Origin of the sequence: Sphingopyxis sp. (assembly GCF_035944815.1) — a bacterium.
Lineage (GTDB): Bacteria > Pseudomonadota > Alphaproteobacteria > Sphingomonadales > Sphingomonadaceae > Sphingopyxis.
Genome location: NZ_DASZAU010000010.1, coordinates 252,891 through 270,665, shown reverse-complemented (window position 1 = coordinate 270,665; position 17,775 = coordinate 252,891). Strand labels below are relative to the sequence as shown.

At 63.5% G+C, this 17,775-nt stretch carries 22 protein-coding genes; 19 read left to right on the top strand and 3 right to left on the bottom strand.

Annotated elements, in window-relative coordinates:
* Position 1: 1 nt before the first annotated feature.
* Entirely contained in the window at positions 2-658 is a 657-nt protein-coding gene (locus tag VGU00_RS16215) for an O-methyltransferase (RefSeq protein ID WP_327470420.1), read from the top strand.
* 113 nt (positions 659-771) lie between these two features.
* Here the strand turns inward: VGU00_RS16215 and VGU00_RS16210 are convergent, their stop codons facing one another.
* Positions 772-1,170: a hypothetical protein gene (locus VGU00_RS16210; RefSeq protein WP_327470341.1), complete on the bottom strand. Its 399-nt coding sequence runs from the start codon at positions 1,168-1,170 to the stop codon at positions 772-774.
* Between the two features lie 35 nt (positions 1,171-1,205).
* Between VGU00_RS16210 and thiE the strand changes: the two genes are divergently transcribed.
* The 4 genes from thiE to VGU00_RS16190 all read left to right on the top strand — a co-directional run bounded on the left by thiE (position 1,206) and on the right by VGU00_RS16190 (position 5,653).
* A complete protein-coding gene (gene thiE, locus VGU00_RS16205) occupies positions 1,206-1,844 on the top strand; it encodes a thiamine phosphate synthase (protein ID WP_327470339.1) in 639 nt (212 codons plus the stop codon).
* 319 nt (positions 1,845-2,163) lie between these two features.
* Positions 2,164-4,122 (top strand): OPT family oligopeptide transporter, encoded by a 1,959-nt coding sequence (locus tag VGU00_RS16200; RefSeq protein WP_327470337.1) that lies wholly within the window; start codon positions 2,164-2,166, stop codon positions 4,120-4,122.
* A gap of 106 nt (positions 4,123-4,228) precedes the next feature.
* Positions 4,229-4,792: an elongation factor P gene (gene efp / locus VGU00_RS16195; protein ID WP_327454965.1), complete on the top strand. Its 564-nt coding sequence runs from the start codon at positions 4,229-4,231 to the stop codon at positions 4,790-4,792.
* A 42-nt stretch (positions 4,793-4,834) separates the two neighbouring features.
* Positions 4,835-5,653, top strand: a complete 819-nt coding sequence (locus VGU00_RS16190; protein ID WP_327470335.1) for an inositol monophosphatase family protein — start codon at positions 4,835-4,837, stop codon at positions 5,651-5,653.
* Between the two features lies 1 nt (position 5,654).
* Here the strand turns inward: VGU00_RS16190 and VGU00_RS16185 are convergent, their stop codons facing one another.
* Complete coding sequence (locus VGU00_RS16185) at positions 5,655-6,131, bottom strand: YbjN domain-containing protein (protein ID WP_327470334.1); 477 nt, start codon at positions 6,129-6,131, stop codon at positions 5,655-5,657.
* Between the two features lie 159 nt (positions 6,132-6,290).
* Positions 6,291-6,728 carry a YbjN domain-containing protein gene (locus tag VGU00_RS16180; RefSeq protein ID WP_327470332.1) on the bottom strand — a complete coding sequence of 146 codons (438 nt, stop codon included), beginning with the start codon at positions 6,726-6,728 and terminating at the stop codon, positions 6,291-6,293.
* A gap of 268 nt (positions 6,729-6,996) precedes the next feature.
* Between VGU00_RS16180 and VGU00_RS16175 the strand changes: the two genes are divergently transcribed.
* The 14 genes from VGU00_RS16175 to nuoK all read left to right on the top strand — a co-directional run bounded on the left by VGU00_RS16175 (position 6,997) and on the right by nuoK (position 17,775).
* Positions 6,997-7,371, top strand: coding sequence for an NADH-quinone oxidoreductase subunit A (locus tag VGU00_RS16175; RefSeq protein ID WP_037510808.1), 375 nt, complete (start codon positions 6,997-6,999; stop codon positions 7,369-7,371).
* Positions 7,368-7,922, top strand: coding sequence for a NuoB/complex I 20 kDa subunit family protein (locus VGU00_RS16170; RefSeq protein ID WP_409437928.1), 555 nt, complete (start codon positions 7,368-7,370; stop codon positions 7,920-7,922). The genes VGU00_RS16175 and VGU00_RS16170 overlap by 4 nt, the downstream gene beginning before the upstream one ends.
* Entirely contained in the window at positions 7,922-8,833 is a 912-nt protein-coding gene (locus VGU00_RS16165; protein WP_327470329.1) for an NADH-quinone oxidoreductase subunit C, read from the top strand. Before VGU00_RS16170 ends, VGU00_RS16165 begins: the two co-directional genes overlap by 1 nt.
* Before the next feature lie 35 nt (positions 8,834-8,868).
* Positions 8,869-10,086, top strand: a complete 1,218-nt coding sequence (locus VGU00_RS16160) for an NADH-quinone oxidoreductase subunit D (RefSeq protein ID WP_327470418.1) — start codon at positions 8,869-8,871, stop codon at positions 10,084-10,086.
* A 443-nt stretch (positions 10,087-10,529) separates the two neighbouring features.
* Entirely contained in the window at positions 10,530-11,198 is a 669-nt protein-coding gene (locus tag VGU00_RS16155) for an NAD(P)H-dependent oxidoreductase subunit E (RefSeq protein WP_327470327.1), read from the top strand.
* Complete coding sequence (locus VGU00_RS16150; protein ID WP_327470325.1) at positions 11,198-11,377, top strand: hypothetical protein; 180 nt, start codon at positions 11,198-11,200, stop codon at positions 11,375-11,377. Before VGU00_RS16155 ends, VGU00_RS16150 begins: the two co-directional genes overlap by 1 nt.
* Positions 11,377-12,666 carry an NADH-quinone oxidoreductase subunit NuoF gene (gene nuoF, locus VGU00_RS16145; RefSeq protein ID WP_327470323.1) on the top strand — a complete coding sequence of 430 codons (1,290 nt, stop codon included), beginning with the start codon at positions 11,377-11,379 and terminating at the stop codon, positions 12,664-12,666. The genes VGU00_RS16150 and nuoF overlap by 1 nt, the downstream gene beginning before the upstream one ends.
* Positions 12,666-14,678: an NADH-quinone oxidoreductase subunit NuoG gene (gene nuoG, locus VGU00_RS16140; protein WP_327470321.1), complete on the top strand. Its 2,013-nt coding sequence runs from the start codon at positions 12,666-12,668 to the stop codon at positions 14,676-14,678. The genes nuoF and nuoG overlap by 1 nt, the downstream gene beginning before the upstream one ends.
* Positions 14,675-14,899: a hypothetical protein gene (locus tag VGU00_RS16135; protein ID WP_327470319.1), complete on the top strand. Its 225-nt coding sequence runs from the start codon at positions 14,675-14,677 to the stop codon at positions 14,897-14,899. Before nuoG ends, VGU00_RS16135 begins: the two co-directional genes overlap by 4 nt.
* On the top strand, positions 14,896-15,942 hold the full coding sequence (nuoH, locus tag VGU00_RS16130; protein ID WP_327470317.1) for an NADH-quinone oxidoreductase subunit NuoH: 1,047 nt from the start codon (positions 14,896-14,898) through the stop codon (positions 15,940-15,942). Before VGU00_RS16135 ends, nuoH begins: the two co-directional genes overlap by 4 nt.
* Positions 15,939-16,364, top strand: a complete 426-nt coding sequence (locus VGU00_RS16125; protein ID WP_327470315.1) for a hypothetical protein — start codon at positions 15,939-15,941, stop codon at positions 16,362-16,364. Before nuoH ends, VGU00_RS16125 begins: the two co-directional genes overlap by 4 nt.
* Positions 16,361-16,849: an NADH-quinone oxidoreductase subunit NuoI gene (nuoI, locus tag VGU00_RS16120; protein WP_327470313.1), complete on the top strand. Its 489-nt coding sequence runs from the start codon at positions 16,361-16,363 to the stop codon at positions 16,847-16,849. The genes VGU00_RS16125 and nuoI overlap by 4 nt, the downstream gene beginning before the upstream one ends.
* Before the next feature lie 12 nt (positions 16,850-16,861).
* Entirely contained in the window at positions 16,862-17,473 is a 612-nt protein-coding gene (locus VGU00_RS16115) for an NADH-quinone oxidoreductase subunit J (RefSeq protein WP_327470311.1), read from the top strand.
* Positions 17,470-17,775 (top strand): NADH-quinone oxidoreductase subunit NuoK, encoded by a 306-nt coding sequence (gene nuoK, locus VGU00_RS16110; protein ID WP_058456728.1) that lies wholly within the window; start codon positions 17,470-17,472, stop codon positions 17,773-17,775. The genes VGU00_RS16115 and nuoK overlap by 4 nt, the downstream gene beginning before the upstream one ends.

The window sequence follows — 17,775 nt, the reverse complement described above, 5'->3', positions numbered from 1 at the left end:
GATGGGAGAGAGGTGGCAAGCCGTCGACGATTATATCGCCGGCAAATTGCTCGGCGCGGACGATGCGCTTGCCACCACCCTCGCGAACAATGAAAAACAGGGGCTGCCGCCGATCGACGTGTCGGCGGCGCAGGGCAAGATGCTCTTCCTGCTCGCGCAGATGGCCGGCGCACGGCGCATCCTCGAGGTCGGGACGCTCGGCGGCTATTCGACGATCTGGCTTGCGCGGGCCCTGCCCGAGGGCGGATCGCTCTTGACGCTCGAACTCGAGGCGCATCACGCGCGCGTTGCGCAAGCGAATCTGGAAGCTGCGGGATTGGCCGGCAAGGTCGAGATCCGCGTTGGCCCGGCGATCGAAAGCCTGGCGGCGATGACCGATGAGGCACCCTTCGATTTCGTTTTCATCGACGCCGACAAACAGAGCAATGTCCGCTACGTCGAAGAGGCTATCCGGCTTGGCCGGTCCGGCACCACGATTATCGTCGATAACGTCGTGCGCGAGGGCGGGGTGCTGGAGGCGGACAGCGACGACGAACGCATCGTCGGCACGCGCGCGCTGTTCGATAGGCTGAGCGACAACCCGCGCCTCGACGCGACCGCCATCCAGACGGTCGGCGCCAAGGGCTGGGACGGGTTCGTGCTGGCGCGGGTGCGCTAGGGCCGCCCTTCATATTTCGTCATCCCGGCGAAGGCCGGGATCTCACCGTAGCGTTTCGATCCACCGAAGAGATCCCGGCCTTCGCCGGGATGACGATCAACGGGAGGCGGGGCTTAGAGCCCGCCCGCGAAGCGGAACGAGAAGCGATAATCCGACGGCTTGATCGTCACATTGGTCATCTTTTCGGGTCGCACCGATTCGAGCGTGAACTGGCCGTCGGCCAGCTGGACCGGCTCACCGAGCGTCGCTTCGAACGGCTGCTTCTCGCCATTGCCGCGAATCCACACCATCTTCACCCGCACGCGGCCCGCCCACACGCAGCGCGCGTTCATCGGGCAACGGCTGTCCTCGACCACTTCGACCGGCTGGACGAGCGGGCCGTCGACATAGGCCTTCTGGCCGAGCGCGACGTCGCTGCCGCCCTGCAGCGGCGCGGCTCGCGTCGTGGCGCAGGCGGAAAGGGCAAGGGCGGCGGGGAGGGCGATGATCGCGAGGCGGTGTATGTTCTGCATTTGCCCGCCTGTGACGTCGCCGCTATGAACGCGCCATGAAAGCACCGACCTGCCAACTCTATCTCATTTCGCCGCTCGACGTCGGCGGCGATTTTCCCGATCGGCTCGCCGAAGCGCTGGGCGCCGGCCCGGTTGCCGCGTTCCAGTTTCGCGTCAAGAATATCGACCAGCATGAGGCGGCGCGGCTTGCCGAGCCGTTGCAGGCGCTTTGCGCCGCACATGAGGTGGCGTTTATCGTCAATGACGATGTGGCGCTGGCCAAGCGGCTGGACGCCGACGGCGTCCATCTCGGGCAGGACGACGGCGACCCCAAGGAAGCGCGCAAGATCTTGGGCCAGCAGGCGCAGATCGGCGTGACCTGTCACGCAAGCCGCCACCTCGCGATGGAAGCGGGCGAGGCGGGCGCCGATTATGTCGCATTCGGTGCCTTCTTCCCGACGACGACCAAGGCCGTCGAGCACCAGGCCGACCCTGAAATCCTCGAGTGGTGGCAGGGCATGTTCGAACTGCCCTGTGTTGCGATCGGCGGGATTACCGTCGAAAATGCGCCGGCGCTGATCGAAGCGGGGGCTGATTTCCTTGCGGTGTCGGGCGGCGTCTGGGCGCACCCCGAAGGCCCCGGGGCGGCGGTGCGCGCGTTCGGCGCGCTTCTCGAAGATCAGCCCGCCGGGTAGTCGCGCCCCGGCGTCTTCGGCTCCCTTTTCGGGGCGGGCGATGCCGCCGCATCCTTGCGCCAGCCAAAAAGGCCGGCGCAAGGTGCCCCGCGCGACGAAGATGCTGCGGTGCCGCGAGGCGGCTTCGGCGTCAGGTCGGAAAGATCGATACTCATCATGCCGGCCGATATGGCCTTGATGCCCGGCGATATATTGGACCGATGCGTCAAAAGGAAATCGGCCCGTCGCTTTTGGCGTTTCGGTCCAATGGCCAGCGGTTTATGGCTTTTCGCTTGCGCTGGGCGCAAGGCGCCGCAAGACACGGGCGGGGAGATTTTTGATGACCGAAACGACTACGCCGACGTCTCGCGGCCGCGAACTGACGATCCGGGCTATCCTGCTGGGCGGCCTGCTCACCTTGGCGTTCACCGCGGCGAACGTCTATCTGGGGCTGAAGGTCGGATTGACCTTTGCGACCTCGATCCCGGCGGCGGTCATTTCGATGGCGCTGCTGCGCTATATGGCCGGGTCGACGATCCTCGAGAATAATATCGTCCAGACGATCGCAAGCGCCGCGGGCACGCTGGCGGCGATCATCTTCGTGCTGCCGGGGCTCGTCATGGTCGGTTATTGGCAGGGCTTCCCGCTCATCGAAACCACCGCGATCACGATGCTCGGCGGCATATTGGGCGTGCTCTTCTCGGTGCCGCTCCGCCGCGCGCTCGTCGTCGATTCGGACCTGCCCTATCCCGAAGGCCGCGCCGCCGCCGAAGTGCTGCAGGTCGGTGCGGCGAGCGCCGAGGGTGCCGAGGAGAATAAGGCGGGCCTGTCGGCGCTGGTGTGGAACAGCCTCGTCGCCGCGGGCTTCACGCTGCTCACGCAGATGAAACTCGCCGGCGCCGAGGTCGCGCGCTGGTTTGCCGTGGGAAGCGGCGCGACGGGGATTGCGGGCGGGCTTGCCTTCGCGCTCTTCGGCGTCGGCCACCTTGTCGGGCTGTCGGTCGGCATGGCGCAGCTCGTCGGGCTGATCACCGGCTGGTGGGTGTTGCTGCCGATCCTGACGCAAGGCGGGGTGGGCGACCCCGAAACGCTGGCGAATACGGTATTCCGCGCCGATGTGCGTTTCTTCGGCGCGGGGGTGATCGCGATTGCCGCGATCTGGACCTTGATCAAGATCGCGGGTCCGGTGATCGGCGGCATCCGCTCGGCAATGGCCGCGTCGCGGGCGCGGCAGGGCGGGCAGGCGCTGGCGATCGAAGAACAGGATATGTCGATCAACTGGGTGTTCGGCGGTTCGCTGTTCCTGATGCTGCCGATCGGCGTGCTGCTCTGGTCCGAACTGTCGGGCGGACCGCTCGCGGGCGCGTCCTTCGCGCTGATCGCGGGGGCGATTCTCTTCATCGTCATCGTCGGGCTGATGATCGCGTCGGTCACCGGCTATATGGCCGGGCTGATCGGGGCGTCGAATTCGCCCGTTTCCGGCATCGGCATCCTCGCAATCATCGCCTCGTCGCTGCTCCTGCTCGGCTTGCTCGGCCGGGGCGGGGGCGAGGCCGAAGTGAGCGCGATGGTCGCCTATGCGCTAATCGTCACGGGGCTCGTCTTCGGAATCGCGACGATCTCGAACGACAATCTCCAGGATCTGAAGACCGGCCAGCTCGTCGGCGCGACGCCTTGGAAACAGCAGGTCGCGCTGATCATCGGCGTGATCTTCGGTTCGCTCGTCGTGCCGCCGGTGCTCAACGTGCTTAACGAGACGCTGGGGTTCGTCGGCGCGCCGGGGGCAGGGCCGAACGCGCTCGCCGCGCCGCAGGCGGGGCTGATCTCGTCGCTCGCGCAAGGGGTGCTCGGCGGCGATCTCAACTGGACGATGCTCGGTTACGGCGCGCTTGCGGGGGTCGGCTTCATCATTGTCGACGCGCTGCTCGGCCGTGCGGGCAAGCTGCGGCTTCCCCCCCTGGCGATCGGGATCGGCATCTATTTGCCGATGGCGGTGATCCTGCCGGTGGTGATCGGCGCGGTCGGCGGCTGGTTCTACGACCGCTGGGCGGCGAAGCGCCCGAACGCGAGCTTCGCGCACCGCATGGGCGTGCTCACGGCGACGGGCATGATCGTAGGCGAAAGCCTGTTCGGCGTGCTTTATGCGGGGATCGTTGCGGGGAGCGGCAGCGATGCACCGCTGGCGGTCGTCGGCGACGGCTATGCGCCCTATGCGCCGTGGGTCGGCCTGATCCTGTTCGTCGGGCTCGTCTGGCTCAGCTACCGGCGGACGCGCGCGATGGTTGTCGCCACGCGCTGACACCGAGCTTGCCCTTCGGCGCGCGCGCGGCTAAAGGCGCGCACCTGTACCGGTGCCCGCGGGGTGCCGGCCTGCTCTTTCCATCCTTGAACAGCGAGTGTGCGCGATGAAGATCACCGGCGTTGAAATCCGTCCCGGCAATATTATCGAATATGAAGGTGGCATCTGGAAGGTCACCAAGATCCAGCACACCCAGCCGGGCAAGGGCGGCGCCTATATGCAGGTCGAAGCCAAGAACCTGATCGACGGGCGCAAGCTCAACAACCGTTTCCGCAGCGCCGACACGGTCGAAAAGGTCCGCCTCGACACCAAGGATTTCCAGTTCCTCTACGCCGAGGGCGACGACCTGGTGTTCATGGACAAGGATACGTTCGAACAGATCAACATCGGCAAGGATGTCGTCGGCGAAGCGCATGAATTCCTGCAGGACGGCATGGACGTCGTGCTCGAGCTTTGGGAAGAACGCCCGATCTCGGTCGAACTCCCCGAAACGATCGAAGCGACGATCGTCGAGGCCGATGCGGTCGTGAAGGGCCAGACGGCGTCGTCGTCGTACAAGCCTGCGATCCTCGACAATGGCGTGCGCGTAATGGTGCCGCCGCACATCACGAGCGGAACGAAGATCGTCGTGCATGTGTACGACCGCGAATATGTCCGCCGCGCCGACTAACTGAAATCACCGCCCGCGCGATCGGGCGGGTGGAGATTTGACATGGCCGTATCCGGCATCATCACCGTCATGGAACGCGCCGCGCGCAAGGCCGGCACGAAGCTGCGCCGCGACTTCGGTGAGATCGAGCATCTGCAGGTCTCGCAAAAGGGCCCCGCCGATTTCGTGTCGAAGGCCGATCAGGCCGCCGAGCGCACGCTCTATGACGAGCTGACCCACGCGCGTCCGGGCTGGGGCTTCAAGATGGAAGAGGCCGGCGAGATCGAGGGCGAATATGGCAAGCCGCGCTTCATCATCGATCCGCTCGACGGCACGTCGAACTTCCTTCACGCGATCCCGCATTTCGCGATCTCGATCGCGGTGCAGGAGCCGAAGCCGGGCGGCGGCTGGGGCGATGTGACGGCGGCGCTCGTCTACCAGCCCGTCACCGACGAAAGCTATTGGGCCGAACGCGGCCGCGGCGCGTGGCTCCACGACCGACGCCTGCGCGTCGCGTCGCGCCGGAACCTCAACGAATGCCTGATTTCGACCGGCATTCCGTACATGGGCCACGGCAATATGGCACAGTGGAGCCGCATTTTCGGTGCGGTCGCTCCCGAAGTCGCCGGCATCCGCCGCTTCGGCGCCGCCAGTCTCGACCTCGCATGGGTCGCCGCGGGCCGCTACGACGGCTTCTGGGAAAGCGACCTGCAGGTCTGGGATGTCGCGGCAGGCATGTTGCTCGTGCGCGAAGCCGGCGGCTTCGTTAGCGATTTCCGCGGCGGCGACCGCGCGATCGAGCGCAGCGAATTCATCGCCGGCAGCGCCGCGGTCCATTCGAAGCTGCAAAAGCTGGTTGCGGGCGCTCTCCGCAACGCCTGACCTATTCGTAGATGAAGTCGACGAAGACGGTCATCAGCTCGTTCCAAAGCTCGATATTATCGAGGAAAAGCGCCTTCGACATGCCGCCTGCGGCAAGGTTGAAGTCCATCCTGAGGCCGGCGTCGCCGCTGGCCTCAAACGCGGCGCGCCCGAAGCGGCGGTCGAGGTTGAACTGGTTCAACGTGGTGACGGTGGCTTTGCTGTCGCTGTAGAGCGTGTGGAACTGTAGCGAATCGCATTTCAGGCCGTTGGTGCAGCCGTAGAAATAGATGGTGAATTTGGTGCCTTCGTCGAACTGCGTTTGCAGCACCGGGTTGCCGTCGTCGTCCTTTTCCTGCTCGACCGGCATGCCGCGGGCCTTCAGCGCGGCGGTGATCGCTGCGGGATCGGCGGTCATGGTCTGCGCGGTGGCGGGTGTGGCGGCGGCGAAAAGGGCTGCCGACAGCGCAAACGTTGTCAGGCTTTTGATCGAAGACATGCAATTCCCCCAAAATGGCGCGACCCGATCGGTTTTGGATATCGCAGCGCAGCCGCCCTGACCAGCGGCATCTGCGGAATTTTGATGGTAAGGCTGTCGTAGGCCTGTCAGGCGTGGCCAGCGCTGCACGTCCTCCCCGCGAAGGGGAGGGCGGCAACCTCATTTTTCGAAAACATATTCACGAAAGCTGTCCATCAGCGACGCCCAGGTGTTGAAGGTCTCGCCGACATTTTCGCGCGGGATACCCGCGAAATCGAGGTCGACGTCCATTTCTAGCACCGGGTCGCCTTCGTCGTCCTTATAGGCGCGCGCGAAGCGCTTGTCCTTGTTCCAGCGGTTGAGCTTTTCGAGCGAGACGTCCTTCGCGTCGCTGAAACCCATATAATATTGCAGCGTCTTGCACTTCTTGCCCTCGGTGCAATTCATGAAAAGGACAAGGAATTTGAGGTCGTTCCGGCTGCTCTCGATATAGGGATCGTCGCCGGGTTTCGCGACGATCGTCGCGGGCCATCCCTGCGATTCGACGATCGCCTTGATCGTTCCCGGGCTGGTCGCGTTGATCAGTTCGGCCTGCGCCGGAGTCGCGGCGAAAAACATGGTCGCACCGAGGGCGAGGGCGGCGCGGGCGGCAATTGGTCTCATGGAAACTCCCTTCATCGAAGCCGCGTCCGAAAGGCGCGGCATACCGACCCTTTTTATCTGGGGTATCACAGCGATAGCGGCTGTCGCCAGCGTACATTATGCCTTTGGTCACACAGGATACGAAAATCCTGCCCGCAGCGCTTGCGACGCGCGGCTTCGTGGCCTAAAGCGCCCCCGATAAACGGGTGCAAAGACACCCCAAAACACTGAACTGCGAGCTCCCATGGTCGATCTGACGCAATATTTGCCGATTCTGATCTTTCTGGTCGTCGCCGTCGGCTTGTCCTCCGCCTTCGTGTTCCTGCCGATGGGCGTCGCGCGGCTGACAGGGGCGCACAAGCCCGATCCGGCGAAGCTGACCGAATATGAATGCGGTTTTCCCGCTTTTGAAGATGCGCGCAGCCAGTTCGACGTGCGTTTCTACCTCGTCGCCATCCTTTTCATCATCTTCGACCTCGAAGCGGCCTTCCTCTTTCCTTGGGCAGTCAGCCTCGAGGAAATCGGCTGGGCCGGCTGGGCCACGATGATGATCTTCCTCGCCGAACTCACGCTCGGCCTTGTGTACGCGTGGAAAAAAGGCGCGTTGGATTGGGAATGAGCACTTCCAGCATCATCATGCCCGGCCAGATGCCGGTCGCCCCGGGAACGAACCCCGATCAGGGATTTTTCGACGACCTCAACAGCGAAGTCGGCGACAAGGGTTTTCTCGTCACCTCGACCGAGGATCTGTTCAACTGGGCACGCACCGGTTCTTTGTGGTGGATGACCTTCGGTCTCGCGTGCTGCGCGGTCGAGATGATTCACGTCAACATGCCGCGTTATGACATGGAGCGCTTCGGCGCCGCACCGCGCGCATCGCCGCGCCAGTCGGACGTGATGATCGTCGCGGGCACGCTCTGCAACAAGATGGCGCCTGCGCTGCGCCGGGTTTACGACCAGATGTCGAACCCGAAATATGTCATCTCGATGGGCAGCTGCGCCAATGGCGGCGGCTATTATCACTACAGCTATTCGGTGGTGCGCGGCTGCGACCGCATCGTGCCCGTCGACATCTATGTCCCCGGCTGTCCGCCGACCGCCGAAGCCTTGCTCTATGGCGTGATGCAGCTGCAGCGGAAGATCCGCCGCACCGGGACGATCGAACGCTGATGGCCAGCCCCGCTCCCCTGGTCGCGCCCCGCGAGGGCATTGCTGCTGCGCTCGAGAAGCTGCTCGGCGACGACCTGATCGTCCATGTCTTCGCCGTCGGCGAGGATAGCATCACTGTGCGCCGCGAAGCCGTCGCGGGCGTGATGGTCCTGTTGCGAGACCAGCTCGAATATCAGTCGTTGATGGAAATCGCCGGGATCGACTATCCCGACCGCGCCGAGCGGTTCGAAGTGGTCTATCACCTGCTCAGCGTCACCAAGAACCATCGGCTGCGCGTCCGCGTCTGTACAGACGAGGCGACGCCGGTGCCGAGCATTGTTCCGGTCTGGCCGGTCGCTGGCTGGCTCGAACGCGAAGTGTTCGACATGTATGGCGTGTTGTTCGCAGGCAATCCCGACCTGCGCCGCATCCTGACCGACTATGGTTTTCAGGGGCATCCGCAGCGCAAAGACTTCCCGCTGACTGGCTATATCGAGCTGCGTTATTCGGAAGAGGACAAGCGCGTCGTGTACGAGCCGGTGAAACTCGCGCAGGATTTCCGCAACTTCGACTTCCTCAGCCCATGGGAAGGCGCCGATTATGTGCTGCCGGGCGACGAGAAGGCGGGCGGGACGGGCGAAGCGCCGGGCAAGGGCGCGCCGTCGCCGATGACCGCGCAACAGGTGAAGGTCGCCGACGACAAGGCCGAAAAGAAGGCTCCGCCGCCGACGCCCAAGACCACCGACAAGCCCGAGCAGACCGGCGCGGGTGCGAAGGCGAATATCAAGGCGGCGAAGACCAGCCGCGATGGCGCGAAGGCAACCTCGGCCGCCAAGGCGAAGACGCCGGCGACGAAGAAGGCGGAAAAGGCCCCCACCAAGCCGAAGGCTCCCGCCAAACCGCGCAAGCCCAAGGCCGGAGGTGACGCATGACCGACTCTCCTTATGTGAAGCACCACGGCAGCGACATGTTCGAAGGCTATCCGGTCGACACCGCCGATACCGCGGGTGACCAGGCCGTTACCAATTACACGATCAACTTCGGCCCGCAGCACCCTGCGGCGCACGGCGTGCTGCGCATGGTGATGGAGCTCGACGGGGAGATTATCGAGCGTGTCGATCCGCACGTCGGGCTGCTCCACCGCGGCACCGAAAAGCTGATCGAGTACAAGACCTATTTGCAGGCGCTGCCCTATTTCGACCGGCTCGACTATTGTTCGCCGCTCGGCATGGAGCATTCATATGTGCTCGCGATCGAGAAGCTGCTCGACCTCGAAGTGCCCGAGCGCGCGCAATATCTGCGCACCTTGTTCGCCGAGCTGACGCGCATCTGCAACCATATGCTCAATATCGGGTCGCACGTCATGGACGTCGGCGCGATGACGCCGAACCTTTGGGTGTTCGAGCTCCGCGAGGATTGCCTGAACTTCTTCGAGCGTGCTTCGGGCGCGCGCATGCACTCGGCCTATTTCCGTCCGGGCGGCGTCCATCAGGACGTGCCCGAGCGGCTGCTCTACGACATCGGCGAATGGTGCGAAAAGCGCCTGCCGAAGCTGTTCGGCGACGCGATGAGCCTCGTCATCGACAACCGTATCTTCAAGCAGCGAAACGTCGACATCGCGACGGTGAGCAAGGAAGACGCGCTGGCATGGGGCTTCTCGGGCCCGATGATCCGCGGCAGCGGCATCGCATGGGATTTGCGCAAGTCGCAGCCTTACGACGCCTATGCCAAGATGGAGTTCGACATTCCTGTCGGCACGCGCGGCGACTGCTACGACCGGTTCATGGTCCGCGTGCAGGAAGTCTATCAGTCGGCGCGCATCATCCTCCAGTGCCTGCGTGACATGCCGACCGGCCCGATCGCTAGCCTCGACCGCAAGGTCGTACCGCCGAAGCGCGGCGAGATGAAGCAGTCGATGGAATCGCTGATCCATCACTTCAAGCTTTATACCGAGGGTTTCCACGTCCCCGCGGGCGAAGCCTATGTCGCGACCGAAAGCCCCAAGGGCGAATTCGGCGTCTATCTGGTCAGCGACGGCACCAACAAGCCGTATCGCTGCAAGATCCGCCCGACGGCGTTTTCGCACCTGCAGGCGATGGACATGATGTCGAAGGGCCATATGCTCGCCGACACCACCGCGATCATCGGCGCGATCGACGTCGTGTTCGGGGAGTGCGACCGGTGAGGTTGTTCTGTTCTCTCACTTGTGCCGTGGCCATGGCGTCTACGGCATCGGCGCAAGAAGGGGCGCTCGCTGCTGCTCGGTTTCCTGCTGCTTTATCAGCCAAAACAACGACATCGTTGTTGGGCATATTCACTACTGACGCGGATTTCTTCGAACACGGCGAAACTTGGCAAGATGTACGAACCGTTCCTGCCGTTCAGGTGCATGAGCGAGGCATTCGAGAATGCACGTTCATTAAAACGACTGTGGCGCCCGATGAATATGTATCCAAGTCTCTATTTAAATGTTCGAAAAATGGCAATTCTCCGTATTTCGTCAGAGTTGAAGAATACGAGGGTAAAATTTTTCGGGTGGTTGGCTCCTACTCGGAGCGTCCGCCGATGAAGCCCATATTGGTACCCCCTCCCGTATACGTACCTCCTCCGCCCGAAGTGAAATGACTTATGGCTGACGCACCCCAAATTCCCGATGAAGCCGAAACCCGCGCGCGCTGGGGCGCGTTTGCGTGGACGGCCGAAAATGCCGAGAAGGCGAAGCAGGTCATCGCGCGCTATCCCGCGGGGCGCCAGCGTTCGGCGGTGATGCCGCTGCTCGACCTTGCGCAGCGCCAGGTCGGCGCCGAGACGCAGACGCAGGGCTGGCTGCCCGTGCCGGTGATCGAATATGTCGCCGCCGCGCTCGATATGCCTTTCATCCGTGCCTATGAGGTCGCGACCTTCTACACGATGTACAATCTCGTCCCCGTCGGCCGTTATCATGTGCAGGTCTGCGGCACGACGCCGTGCCTGCTGCGCGGGTCGGACGATGTGATGGCGGCGTGCAAGAACCGCGGCATGACCAAGGGCAAGACCACCCCCGACGGGCTGTTCACGCTGACCGAGGTCGAGTGCATGGGCACCTGCACCAATGCGCCGATGGTCCAGATCAACGACGATAATTACGAAGACCTCGACTACGACAGCATGACGCGCATCCTCGACGCGCTCGCCGCCGGTGACACGCCGAAGGCGGGGACGCAGGTCGCGGGGCGACATACGAGCGAACCCGAAGGCGGGCCGACGACGCTGAAAGAAATGGTGTCGTCGAACCATGATTACCGGAAGGCCTGGTGATGGACTTGCAAAAAATCCTTCACCTGATCGTCCTGATCGTCTTCGTGATGATCGCTTTCGTCGCGATCGCCTTTGTCATGAAGGTCGCGTTCAGCGTCCTGCACCTGGCGCTGGTCGTCGCGATCATCCTCGCGCTCTATTTCGGCGCCGAGACCCTGTTCGGAAAGGGGCGCCGCTGATGCTCGCCGACAAGGATCGCATTTTCACCAATCTCTACGGTTTCCAGCCGTGGAACCTCAAATCCGCGCAGGCGCGCGGCGATTGGGACAAGACCAAGGATTTGATGAGCCGCGGCCAGGACGCGATCATCGAGGACATCAAGGCGTCGGGCCTGCGCGGCCGCGGCGGTGCGGGCTTCCCGACGGGCCTCAAATGGTCGTTCATGCCGAAGGAGCCGCGCGCCGACCGCCCGAGCTTCCTCGTCATCAACGCCGACGAATCCGAACCCGGGTCGTGCAAGGACCGCGAAATTATCCGCCACGATCCGCACAAGCTGATCGAAGGCGCGCTGATCGCAGGCTATGCGATGCGCGCGCGTGCGGCGTACATCTATATTCGCGGCGAGTTCATCCGCGAGGCCGAAACGCTCTTCGCCGCGGTGCAGGAGGCGTATGACGCCGGCCTGCTCGGCAAGAACGCCGCCAAGTCGGGCTATGATTTCGACGTGTTCGTCCACCGCGGCGCCGGCGCGTATATCTGCGGCGAAGAAACCGCGATGATCGAAAGCCTCGAGGGCAAGAAGGGCCAGCCGCGCCTCAAGCCGCCGTTCCCGGCGGGTGCGGGCCTCTATGGCTGCCCGACGACGGTGAACAATGTCGAGAGCATCGCGGTCGTCCCGACGATCCTGCGGCGCGGCGCGACCTGGTTCTCCTCCTTCGGGCGCGAGAACAACAAGGGCACGAAGCTCTTCCAGATCAGCGGCCATGTGAACAAGCCGTGCGTCGTCGAGGAAGAGATGGGCATCACCTTCCGCGAACTGATCGACACGCATTGCGGCGGCATTCGCGGCGGTTGGGACAATCTGCTCGCGGTGATCCCCGGCGGCTCGTCGGTTCCGCTCGTCCCCGCAGCCGAGATCATGGACGCGCCGATGGACTTCGACGGGCTGAAAGCGGTCGGATCGGGCCTCGGCACGGCGGCCGCGATCGTGATGGACAAGTCGACCGACGTCGTTCAGGCGATCAGCCGCATCAGCTATTTCTACAAGCATGAAAGTTGCGGCCAGTGCACGCCGTGCCGCGAAGGCACCGGCTGGATGTGGCGCGTGATGGAGCGCCTCCGTACCGGCGACGCCGACATCAGCGAGATCGACACTTTGTTCGACGTCACCAAGCAGGTCGAAGGCCACACGATCTGCGCGTTGGGCGATGCCGCGGCGTGGCCGATCCAGGGCCTGATCAAGCATTTCCGCCCCGAAATCGAACGCCGCATCCGCGAGAATGGCGGCGCGCTGGAGGCAGCCGAATAATGCCTAAAGTTACCGTAGATGGTGTAGAACTCGACGTCCCGCAGGGCGCGACCGTTCTGCAGGCGTGCGAGATGGCGGGGAAGGAAATTCCGCGCTTTTGTTACCATGAGCGCCTGTCGATCGCCGGCAATTGCCGCATGTGCCTTGTCGAAGTGTCGCCGGGTCCGCCGAAGCCGCAGGCGTCGTGCGCGCTGCCGACCGCCGAAGGGCAGGTGATCAAGACCGACAGCCCGATGGTGAAGAAGGCGCGTGAAGGGGTGATGGAGTTCCTGCTCATCAACCACCCGCTTGATTGCCCGATCTGCGATCAGGGCGGCGAATGCGACCTGCAGGACCAGTCGGTTGCCTATGGCCGCGGCGCGACGCGCTATGACGAGAACAAGCGGGCGGTCACCGAGAAATATATGGGTCCGATCGTCAAGACGGTGATGACCCGCTGCATCCAGTGCACGCGCTGCGTCCGCTTTGCGGAGGAAGTTGCGGGCGTGGAGGATGTCGGCGCGATCTATCGCGGCGAGAATATGCAGATCACGTCGTACCTCGAACGCGCGGTCGGCAGCGAATTGTCGGGCAATATCGTCGATCTCTGCCCGGTCGGCGCGTTGACCAGCAAACCCTATGCGTTCGAAGCGCGTCCGTGGGAGCTCACCAAGACGCTCGGCATCGACATGATGGACGCGGTCGGCACCAATGTCCGCATCGACGCGCGGGGCCGTCAGGTCCTGCGCGTGCTGCCGCGGGTCAACGACGACGTGAACGAGGAATGGGCGAACGACAAGACGCGCCACCATGTCGACGGCCTGACCCGTCGTCGCCTCGACCAGCCTTATGTTCGCGTGAACGGTGCGCTCCAGCCCGCGAGCTGGGCCGAGGCCTTTGCCGCGATCAAGGCGGTGAACGCCGGTTCGTCGGTCGCCGCGATCGCGGGCGATCTTGCCGATTGCGAGACGATGTTTGCGGCGAAGTCGCTCGTGACCGCGCTCGGCGGCACCCTGCTCGAAGGGCGCCAGACGGGGCTCGACTATGACGTCACCAGCCTGTCGGCGGTCAATTTCAACACCGGCATCGCCGAGGCCGAAAATGCCGATGTGATCCTGCTCGTCGGCACCAACCTTCGCTGGGAAGCGCCGCTGATCAACACGCGCATCCGCAAGGCGGTGTGGAAGAAGGGCGCGAAGGTTTTCGCCATCGGCCCCGAAACCGACCTTACCTACAAGACCGAGTGGCTTGGCGACGATGCTTCGCTGGTTGCGAAGCTGCCGAAGCATGTGACCGACGCGCTGAAGGGCGCTGAGCGGCCGATGCTGATCTTCGGCGGCGGCGCGCTGTCGGTTCCCGGCGTCCACGGCGCGGGCCTCGCGCTCGCCAAGGCGGTCGACGCGGTCAAGGATGGCTGGAACGGCTACAACGTCGTCCATTTCTCCGCCGCGCGCATGGGCTCGCTGATGCTCGGCTACGGCCTGCCCGGCGGGATCAAGGATGTAATCGCGGCGAAGCCGAAGCTTGCCTTCTTCCTCGGCGCCGACGAGGTCGATTTTGCGGCGCTGCCCGACACGTTCAAGGTCTATGTCGGCCATCACGGCGACAAGGGTGCGCATGCGGCCGACGTCATCCTGCCCGCCGCGGCATGGACCGAAAAGGACTTCATCACGGTCAACACCGAGGGCCGCGTCCAGCGCAGCGACAAGGCGGTGTTCGCTCCCGGCGACGCACGCGAGGACTGGAGCATTTTCCGTGCTTTGGCCGATGCGCTTGGCGTGTCGGTCGGCTTCAACAGCTTTGCCGAATGCCGCGCCGCGATGATCGCTGCCGTGCCCGCGCTGGGCGTCGAAGGCATCGCCGACTATGGCTGGACGGTACCCAAGCTGCCCGTCAAGCCCGAGGCGCGCGCGATCCCGTCGCCGATCAAGGATTTCTACCTCACCAACGCCATCTGCCGCGCGTCGCCGACGATGCAGCGCTGCTCGGAAGAGCTGGTCCATGGCGCAGACTTTGCGGAGGCCGCGGAATGACCCCGGTGCATGCGATCGCCAGCGTGCTGCTGGTCGGGATGGGCTATTCGGTGTGGCGCGGGTTCAACCCCAAAGGCAAGTCGGAAAAGCCCGGGCCGCATAACGGCTGGCGCAACCAGGAACATGCCGCACGCTCGACGGCAAAAGCAGTCGTGCCCGACGGCTGGACGGTTCCGCCCCATCAGTCGGATAGCGCCGAGAGTGGAGGGGACGGCAAATGACCGAGACCTTCATCTCGTGGGGCATGGACGCCGACTGGGCGTGGGGCGTCGCGACGATTTGCGGTATCCTGCTCATCGCGCTGCCGCTGATGCTCAGCGTTGCGATGATCATCTATGCCGACCGCAAGATCTGGGCGGCGATCGCGCTGCGCCGCGGCCCGAACGTCGTCGGCCCCTTCGGCCTGCTCCAGTCGTTCGCCGACGGTTTGAAAGTCTTCCTTCAGGAAACGATCATCCCGACTTCGGCCAACCGCGGGCTGTTCCTGATCGCGCCGATCATCACCTTCACCGTGGCGCTGCTCGCGTGGGCGGTGATCCCGTTCAATTCGGGCGCGGTGCTCGCCGACATCAACGTCGGTCTGCTCTACATCCTCGCGATCTCGTCGCTCGGCGTTTATGGCGTGATCCTGTCGGGCTGGGCGTCGAACTCGAAATATCCCTTCTTTTCGGCGATGCGCGCTTCGGCGCAGATGATCAGCTATGAAGTCTCGATCGGGTTCATCCTGATCGGCGTCGTACTCTTTGCCGACAGCTTCAACATGAACGAGATCGTCAAGGCGCAGCAGGGCCACGGGCTCGGCTTCGTCAACGCCTTCGGCTTCAACTTGCTGCTCTTCCCGCTCGCGGTGATGTTCCTGATCTCGGCGCTTGCCGAAACCGCGCGCGCGCCGTTCGACCTCACCGAGGCCGAAAGCGAGCTCGTCGCAGGCTATCAGACCGAATATTCGTCGATGAGCTTCGCGCTCTTCTGGCTCGGCGAATATGCCAACGTCCTCCTGATGTGCACGCTCAACGCGGTGCTCTTCTGGGGCGGCTGGCTGCCCCCGGTCGACTGGGCCCCGCTCTACGCCGTCCCCGGCATCATCTGGCTGTTCGCGAAGATCCTGTTCTTCTTCTTCGTCTTCAGCTGGGTCAAGGCGACCGTCCCGCGCTACCGCTATGACCAGCTGATGCGGCTGGGCTGGAAAATCTTCCTGCCGATTTCGCTTCTCTGGATCTTCCTGATCTCCGGCTATCTGATGCTGACGAGGTACGGGGCATGAGTTTGCTCATTGCTCTTTTGGCTTCGGCCGCCTTGCCCGATGTCGCGGGGTCTTATGACTGCCAGTTGCAAGATCGCGGCTCGGTTCATGCGTTGCGTCTCCGGATTGAAAACGCCGGTGATACGCAATTCTGGACGATCACTTCGCCTGCTGAATCGAGCTTGACCGCCAAGAGGCAGAAGGCTCGCTATAACTGGATGAATGGCGACGGAACGGTAACGCCGCGTGTTTTGATCAAGACGAAGCGTGGTGAGCTGAATTTCGAGTTTTCCCGGAAAGAATCGGCGTTGGCCATGGACGTTTTCGATCATCGCGTCTTCGCGATCGTCCCGGGAGGGCCGACGGAAGAGGAGCATACAGGCTTCGGCTCCGGGCTCTGCAGCGCCATTGTCGACAGCAAGTCCCAAGCAGGTAAATTATGAGCACGATCGCCCATCTCGTCAAAAGCTTCACGCTGTGGGAATTTGTGAAGGCGCATGCCCTCACGCTGAAATATTTCTTCAAGCCGAAGGCGACGATCAACTATCCGTTCGAGAAGAACCCGCTGTCGCCGCGCTTCCGCGGTGAGCATGCGCTGCGTCGTTATCCGAACGGCGAGGAACGCTGCATCGCGTGCAAGCTCTGCGAAGCGGTGTGTCCGGCGCAGGCGATCACGATCGAGGCCGAGCCGCGCGAAGACGGCAGCCGCCGCACAACGCGCTACGACATCGACATGACCAAGTGCATCTATTGCGGCTTCTGTCAGGAAGCGTGCCCGGTCGATGCGGTGGTCGAGGGGCCGAACTTCGAATTCGCGACCGAAACGCGCGAGGAACTGCTGTATGACAAGGCCAAGCTGCTCGCCAATGGCGACAAATGGGAACGCGCGATCGCGGCGAATCTTGCCGCCGACGCGCCCTATCGATAAGGGCGCGCGCACATGATCCAGCTCATTGCCTTTTACCTGTTCGCGACCATCGTCATCGCCTCTGCGGCGATGGTGATTTTCGCGCGCAACCCCGTCCACAGCGTCATGTGGCTCATCCTCGCCTTCTTCAACGCAGCGGGCCTGATGCTGCTCGCGGGCGCCGAATTCATCGCGATGCTGCTCGTCATCGTCTATGTCGGCGCGGTCGCGGTGCTGTTCCTGTTCGTCGTCATGATGCTCGACATCGATTTCGCCGAACTGCGCGCCGGTTTCGTGCGCTACCTGCCGCTCGGCGCACTCGTTGCGATCATCCTTGCCGCCGAGCTCATCTTTGCGGTCGGCGCATGGAGCGCGGGCGGAGTCGACCTCGCAGCGCGCGCCGCGCCGGCGGTGACCGACAAGAGCAATATCCAGCAGATCGGCGAACTGCTCTACACGAAGTATATCTTCCTGTTCGAGGCGGCGGGCATCGTCCTCCTCGTCGCGATGATCGGCGCGATCGTGCTGACGCATCGCCAGCGTGGCGGCGTGCGTACCCAGAATATTTCGGCACAGAACCGGCGCCGTCCCGAGGACGCAACGCGCCTCGTCGATCCGGGCGTCGGGCAGGGGATGGAACTGTGATTTCGGTCGGCCATTATCTCGCCGTTTCGGCGGTGCTGTTCACGCTCGGCGTGCTTGGCATCTTCATCAACCGCAAGAATATCATCGTCATCCTGATGGCGATCGAGCTCATCCTGCTCGCGGTGAATATCAATCTCGTCGCGTTCAGCGCGGCGCTGAACGACCTCGTCGGGCAAGTCTTCTCGATGTTCGTGCTGACCGTCGCCGCGGGTGAAGCCGCGATCGGTCTGGCCATTCTCGTTATCTATTTCCGCGGCCGCGGCACCATTGCCGTCGACGATGCCAACCGGATGAAGGGGTAA

What these genes read in the sequence shown, in the direction of transcription:
- nuoH (WP_327470317.1), top strand. Translation starts at nt 14,896, where the DNA reads ATGACCGAGACCTTCATCTCGTGGGGCATGGACGCCGACTGGGCGTGG.
- VGU00_RS16190 (WP_327470335.1), top strand. Translation starts at nt 4,835, where the DNA reads ATGGCCGTATCCGGCATCATCACCGTCATGGAACGCGCCGCGCGCAAG.
- VGU00_RS16135 (WP_327470319.1), top strand. Translation starts at nt 14,675, where the DNA reads ATGACCCCGGTGCATGCGATCGCCAGCGTGCTGCTGGTCGGGATGGGC.
- VGU00_RS16125 (WP_327470315.1), top strand. Translation starts at nt 15,939, where the DNA reads ATGAGTTTGCTCATTGCTCTTTTGGCTTCGGCCGCCTTGCCCGATGTC.
- VGU00_RS16200 (WP_327470337.1), top strand. Translation starts at nt 2,164, where the DNA reads ATGACCGAAACGACTACGCCGACGTCTCGCGGCCGCGAACTGACGATC.
- VGU00_RS16170 (WP_409437928.1), top strand. Translation starts at nt 7,368, where the DNA reads ATGAGCACTTCCAGCATCATCATGCCCGGCCAGATGCCGGTCGCCCCG.
- nuoF (WP_327470323.1), top strand. Translation starts at nt 11,377, where the DNA reads ATGCTCGCCGACAAGGATCGCATTTTCACCAATCTCTACGGTTTCCAG.
- VGU00_RS16215 (WP_327470420.1), top strand. Translation starts at nt 2, where the DNA reads ATGGGAGAGAGGTGGCAAGCCGTCGACGATTATATCGCCGGCAAATTG.
- nuoG (WP_327470321.1), top strand. Translation starts at nt 12,666, where the DNA reads ATGCCTAAAGTTACCGTAGATGGTGTAGAACTCGACGTCCCGCAGGGC.
- VGU00_RS16185 (WP_327470334.1), bottom strand. Translation starts at nt 6,131, where the DNA reads ATGTCTTCGATCAAAAGCCTGACAACGTTTGCGCTGTCGGCAGCCCTT.
- efp (WP_327454965.1), top strand. Translation starts at nt 4,229, where the DNA reads ATGAAGATCACCGGCGTTGAAATCCGTCCCGGCAATATTATCGAATAT.
- thiE (WP_327470339.1), top strand. Translation starts at nt 1,206, where the DNA reads ATGAAAGCACCGACCTGCCAACTCTATCTCATTTCGCCGCTCGACGTC.
- VGU00_RS16155 (WP_327470327.1), top strand. Translation starts at nt 10,530, where the DNA reads ATGGCTGACGCACCCCAAATTCCCGATGAAGCCGAAACCCGCGCGCGC.
- VGU00_RS16210 (WP_327470341.1), bottom strand. Translation starts at nt 1,170, where the DNA reads ATGCAGAACATACACCGCCTCGCGATCATCGCCCTCCCCGCCGCCCTT.
- VGU00_RS16165 (WP_327470329.1), top strand. Translation starts at nt 7,922, where the DNA reads ATGGCCAGCCCCGCTCCCCTGGTCGCGCCCCGCGAGGGCATTGCTGCT.
- VGU00_RS16115 (WP_327470311.1), top strand. Translation starts at nt 16,862, where the DNA reads ATGATCCAGCTCATTGCCTTTTACCTGTTCGCGACCATCGTCATCGCC.
- VGU00_RS16150 (WP_327470325.1), top strand. Translation starts at nt 11,198, where the DNA reads ATGGACTTGCAAAAAATCCTTCACCTGATCGTCCTGATCGTCTTCGTG.
- VGU00_RS16175 (WP_037510808.1), top strand. Translation starts at nt 6,997, where the DNA reads ATGGTCGATCTGACGCAATATTTGCCGATTCTGATCTTTCTGGTCGTC.
- VGU00_RS16180 (WP_327470332.1), bottom strand. Translation starts at nt 6,728, where the DNA reads ATGTTTTTCGCCGCGACTCCGGCGCAGGCCGAACTGATCAACGCGACC.
- VGU00_RS16160 (WP_327470418.1), top strand. Translation starts at nt 8,869, where the DNA reads ATGTTCGAAGGCTATCCGGTCGACACCGCCGATACCGCGGGTGACCAG.
- nuoI (WP_327470313.1), top strand. Translation starts at nt 16,361, where the DNA reads ATGAGCACGATCGCCCATCTCGTCAAAAGCTTCACGCTGTGGGAATTT.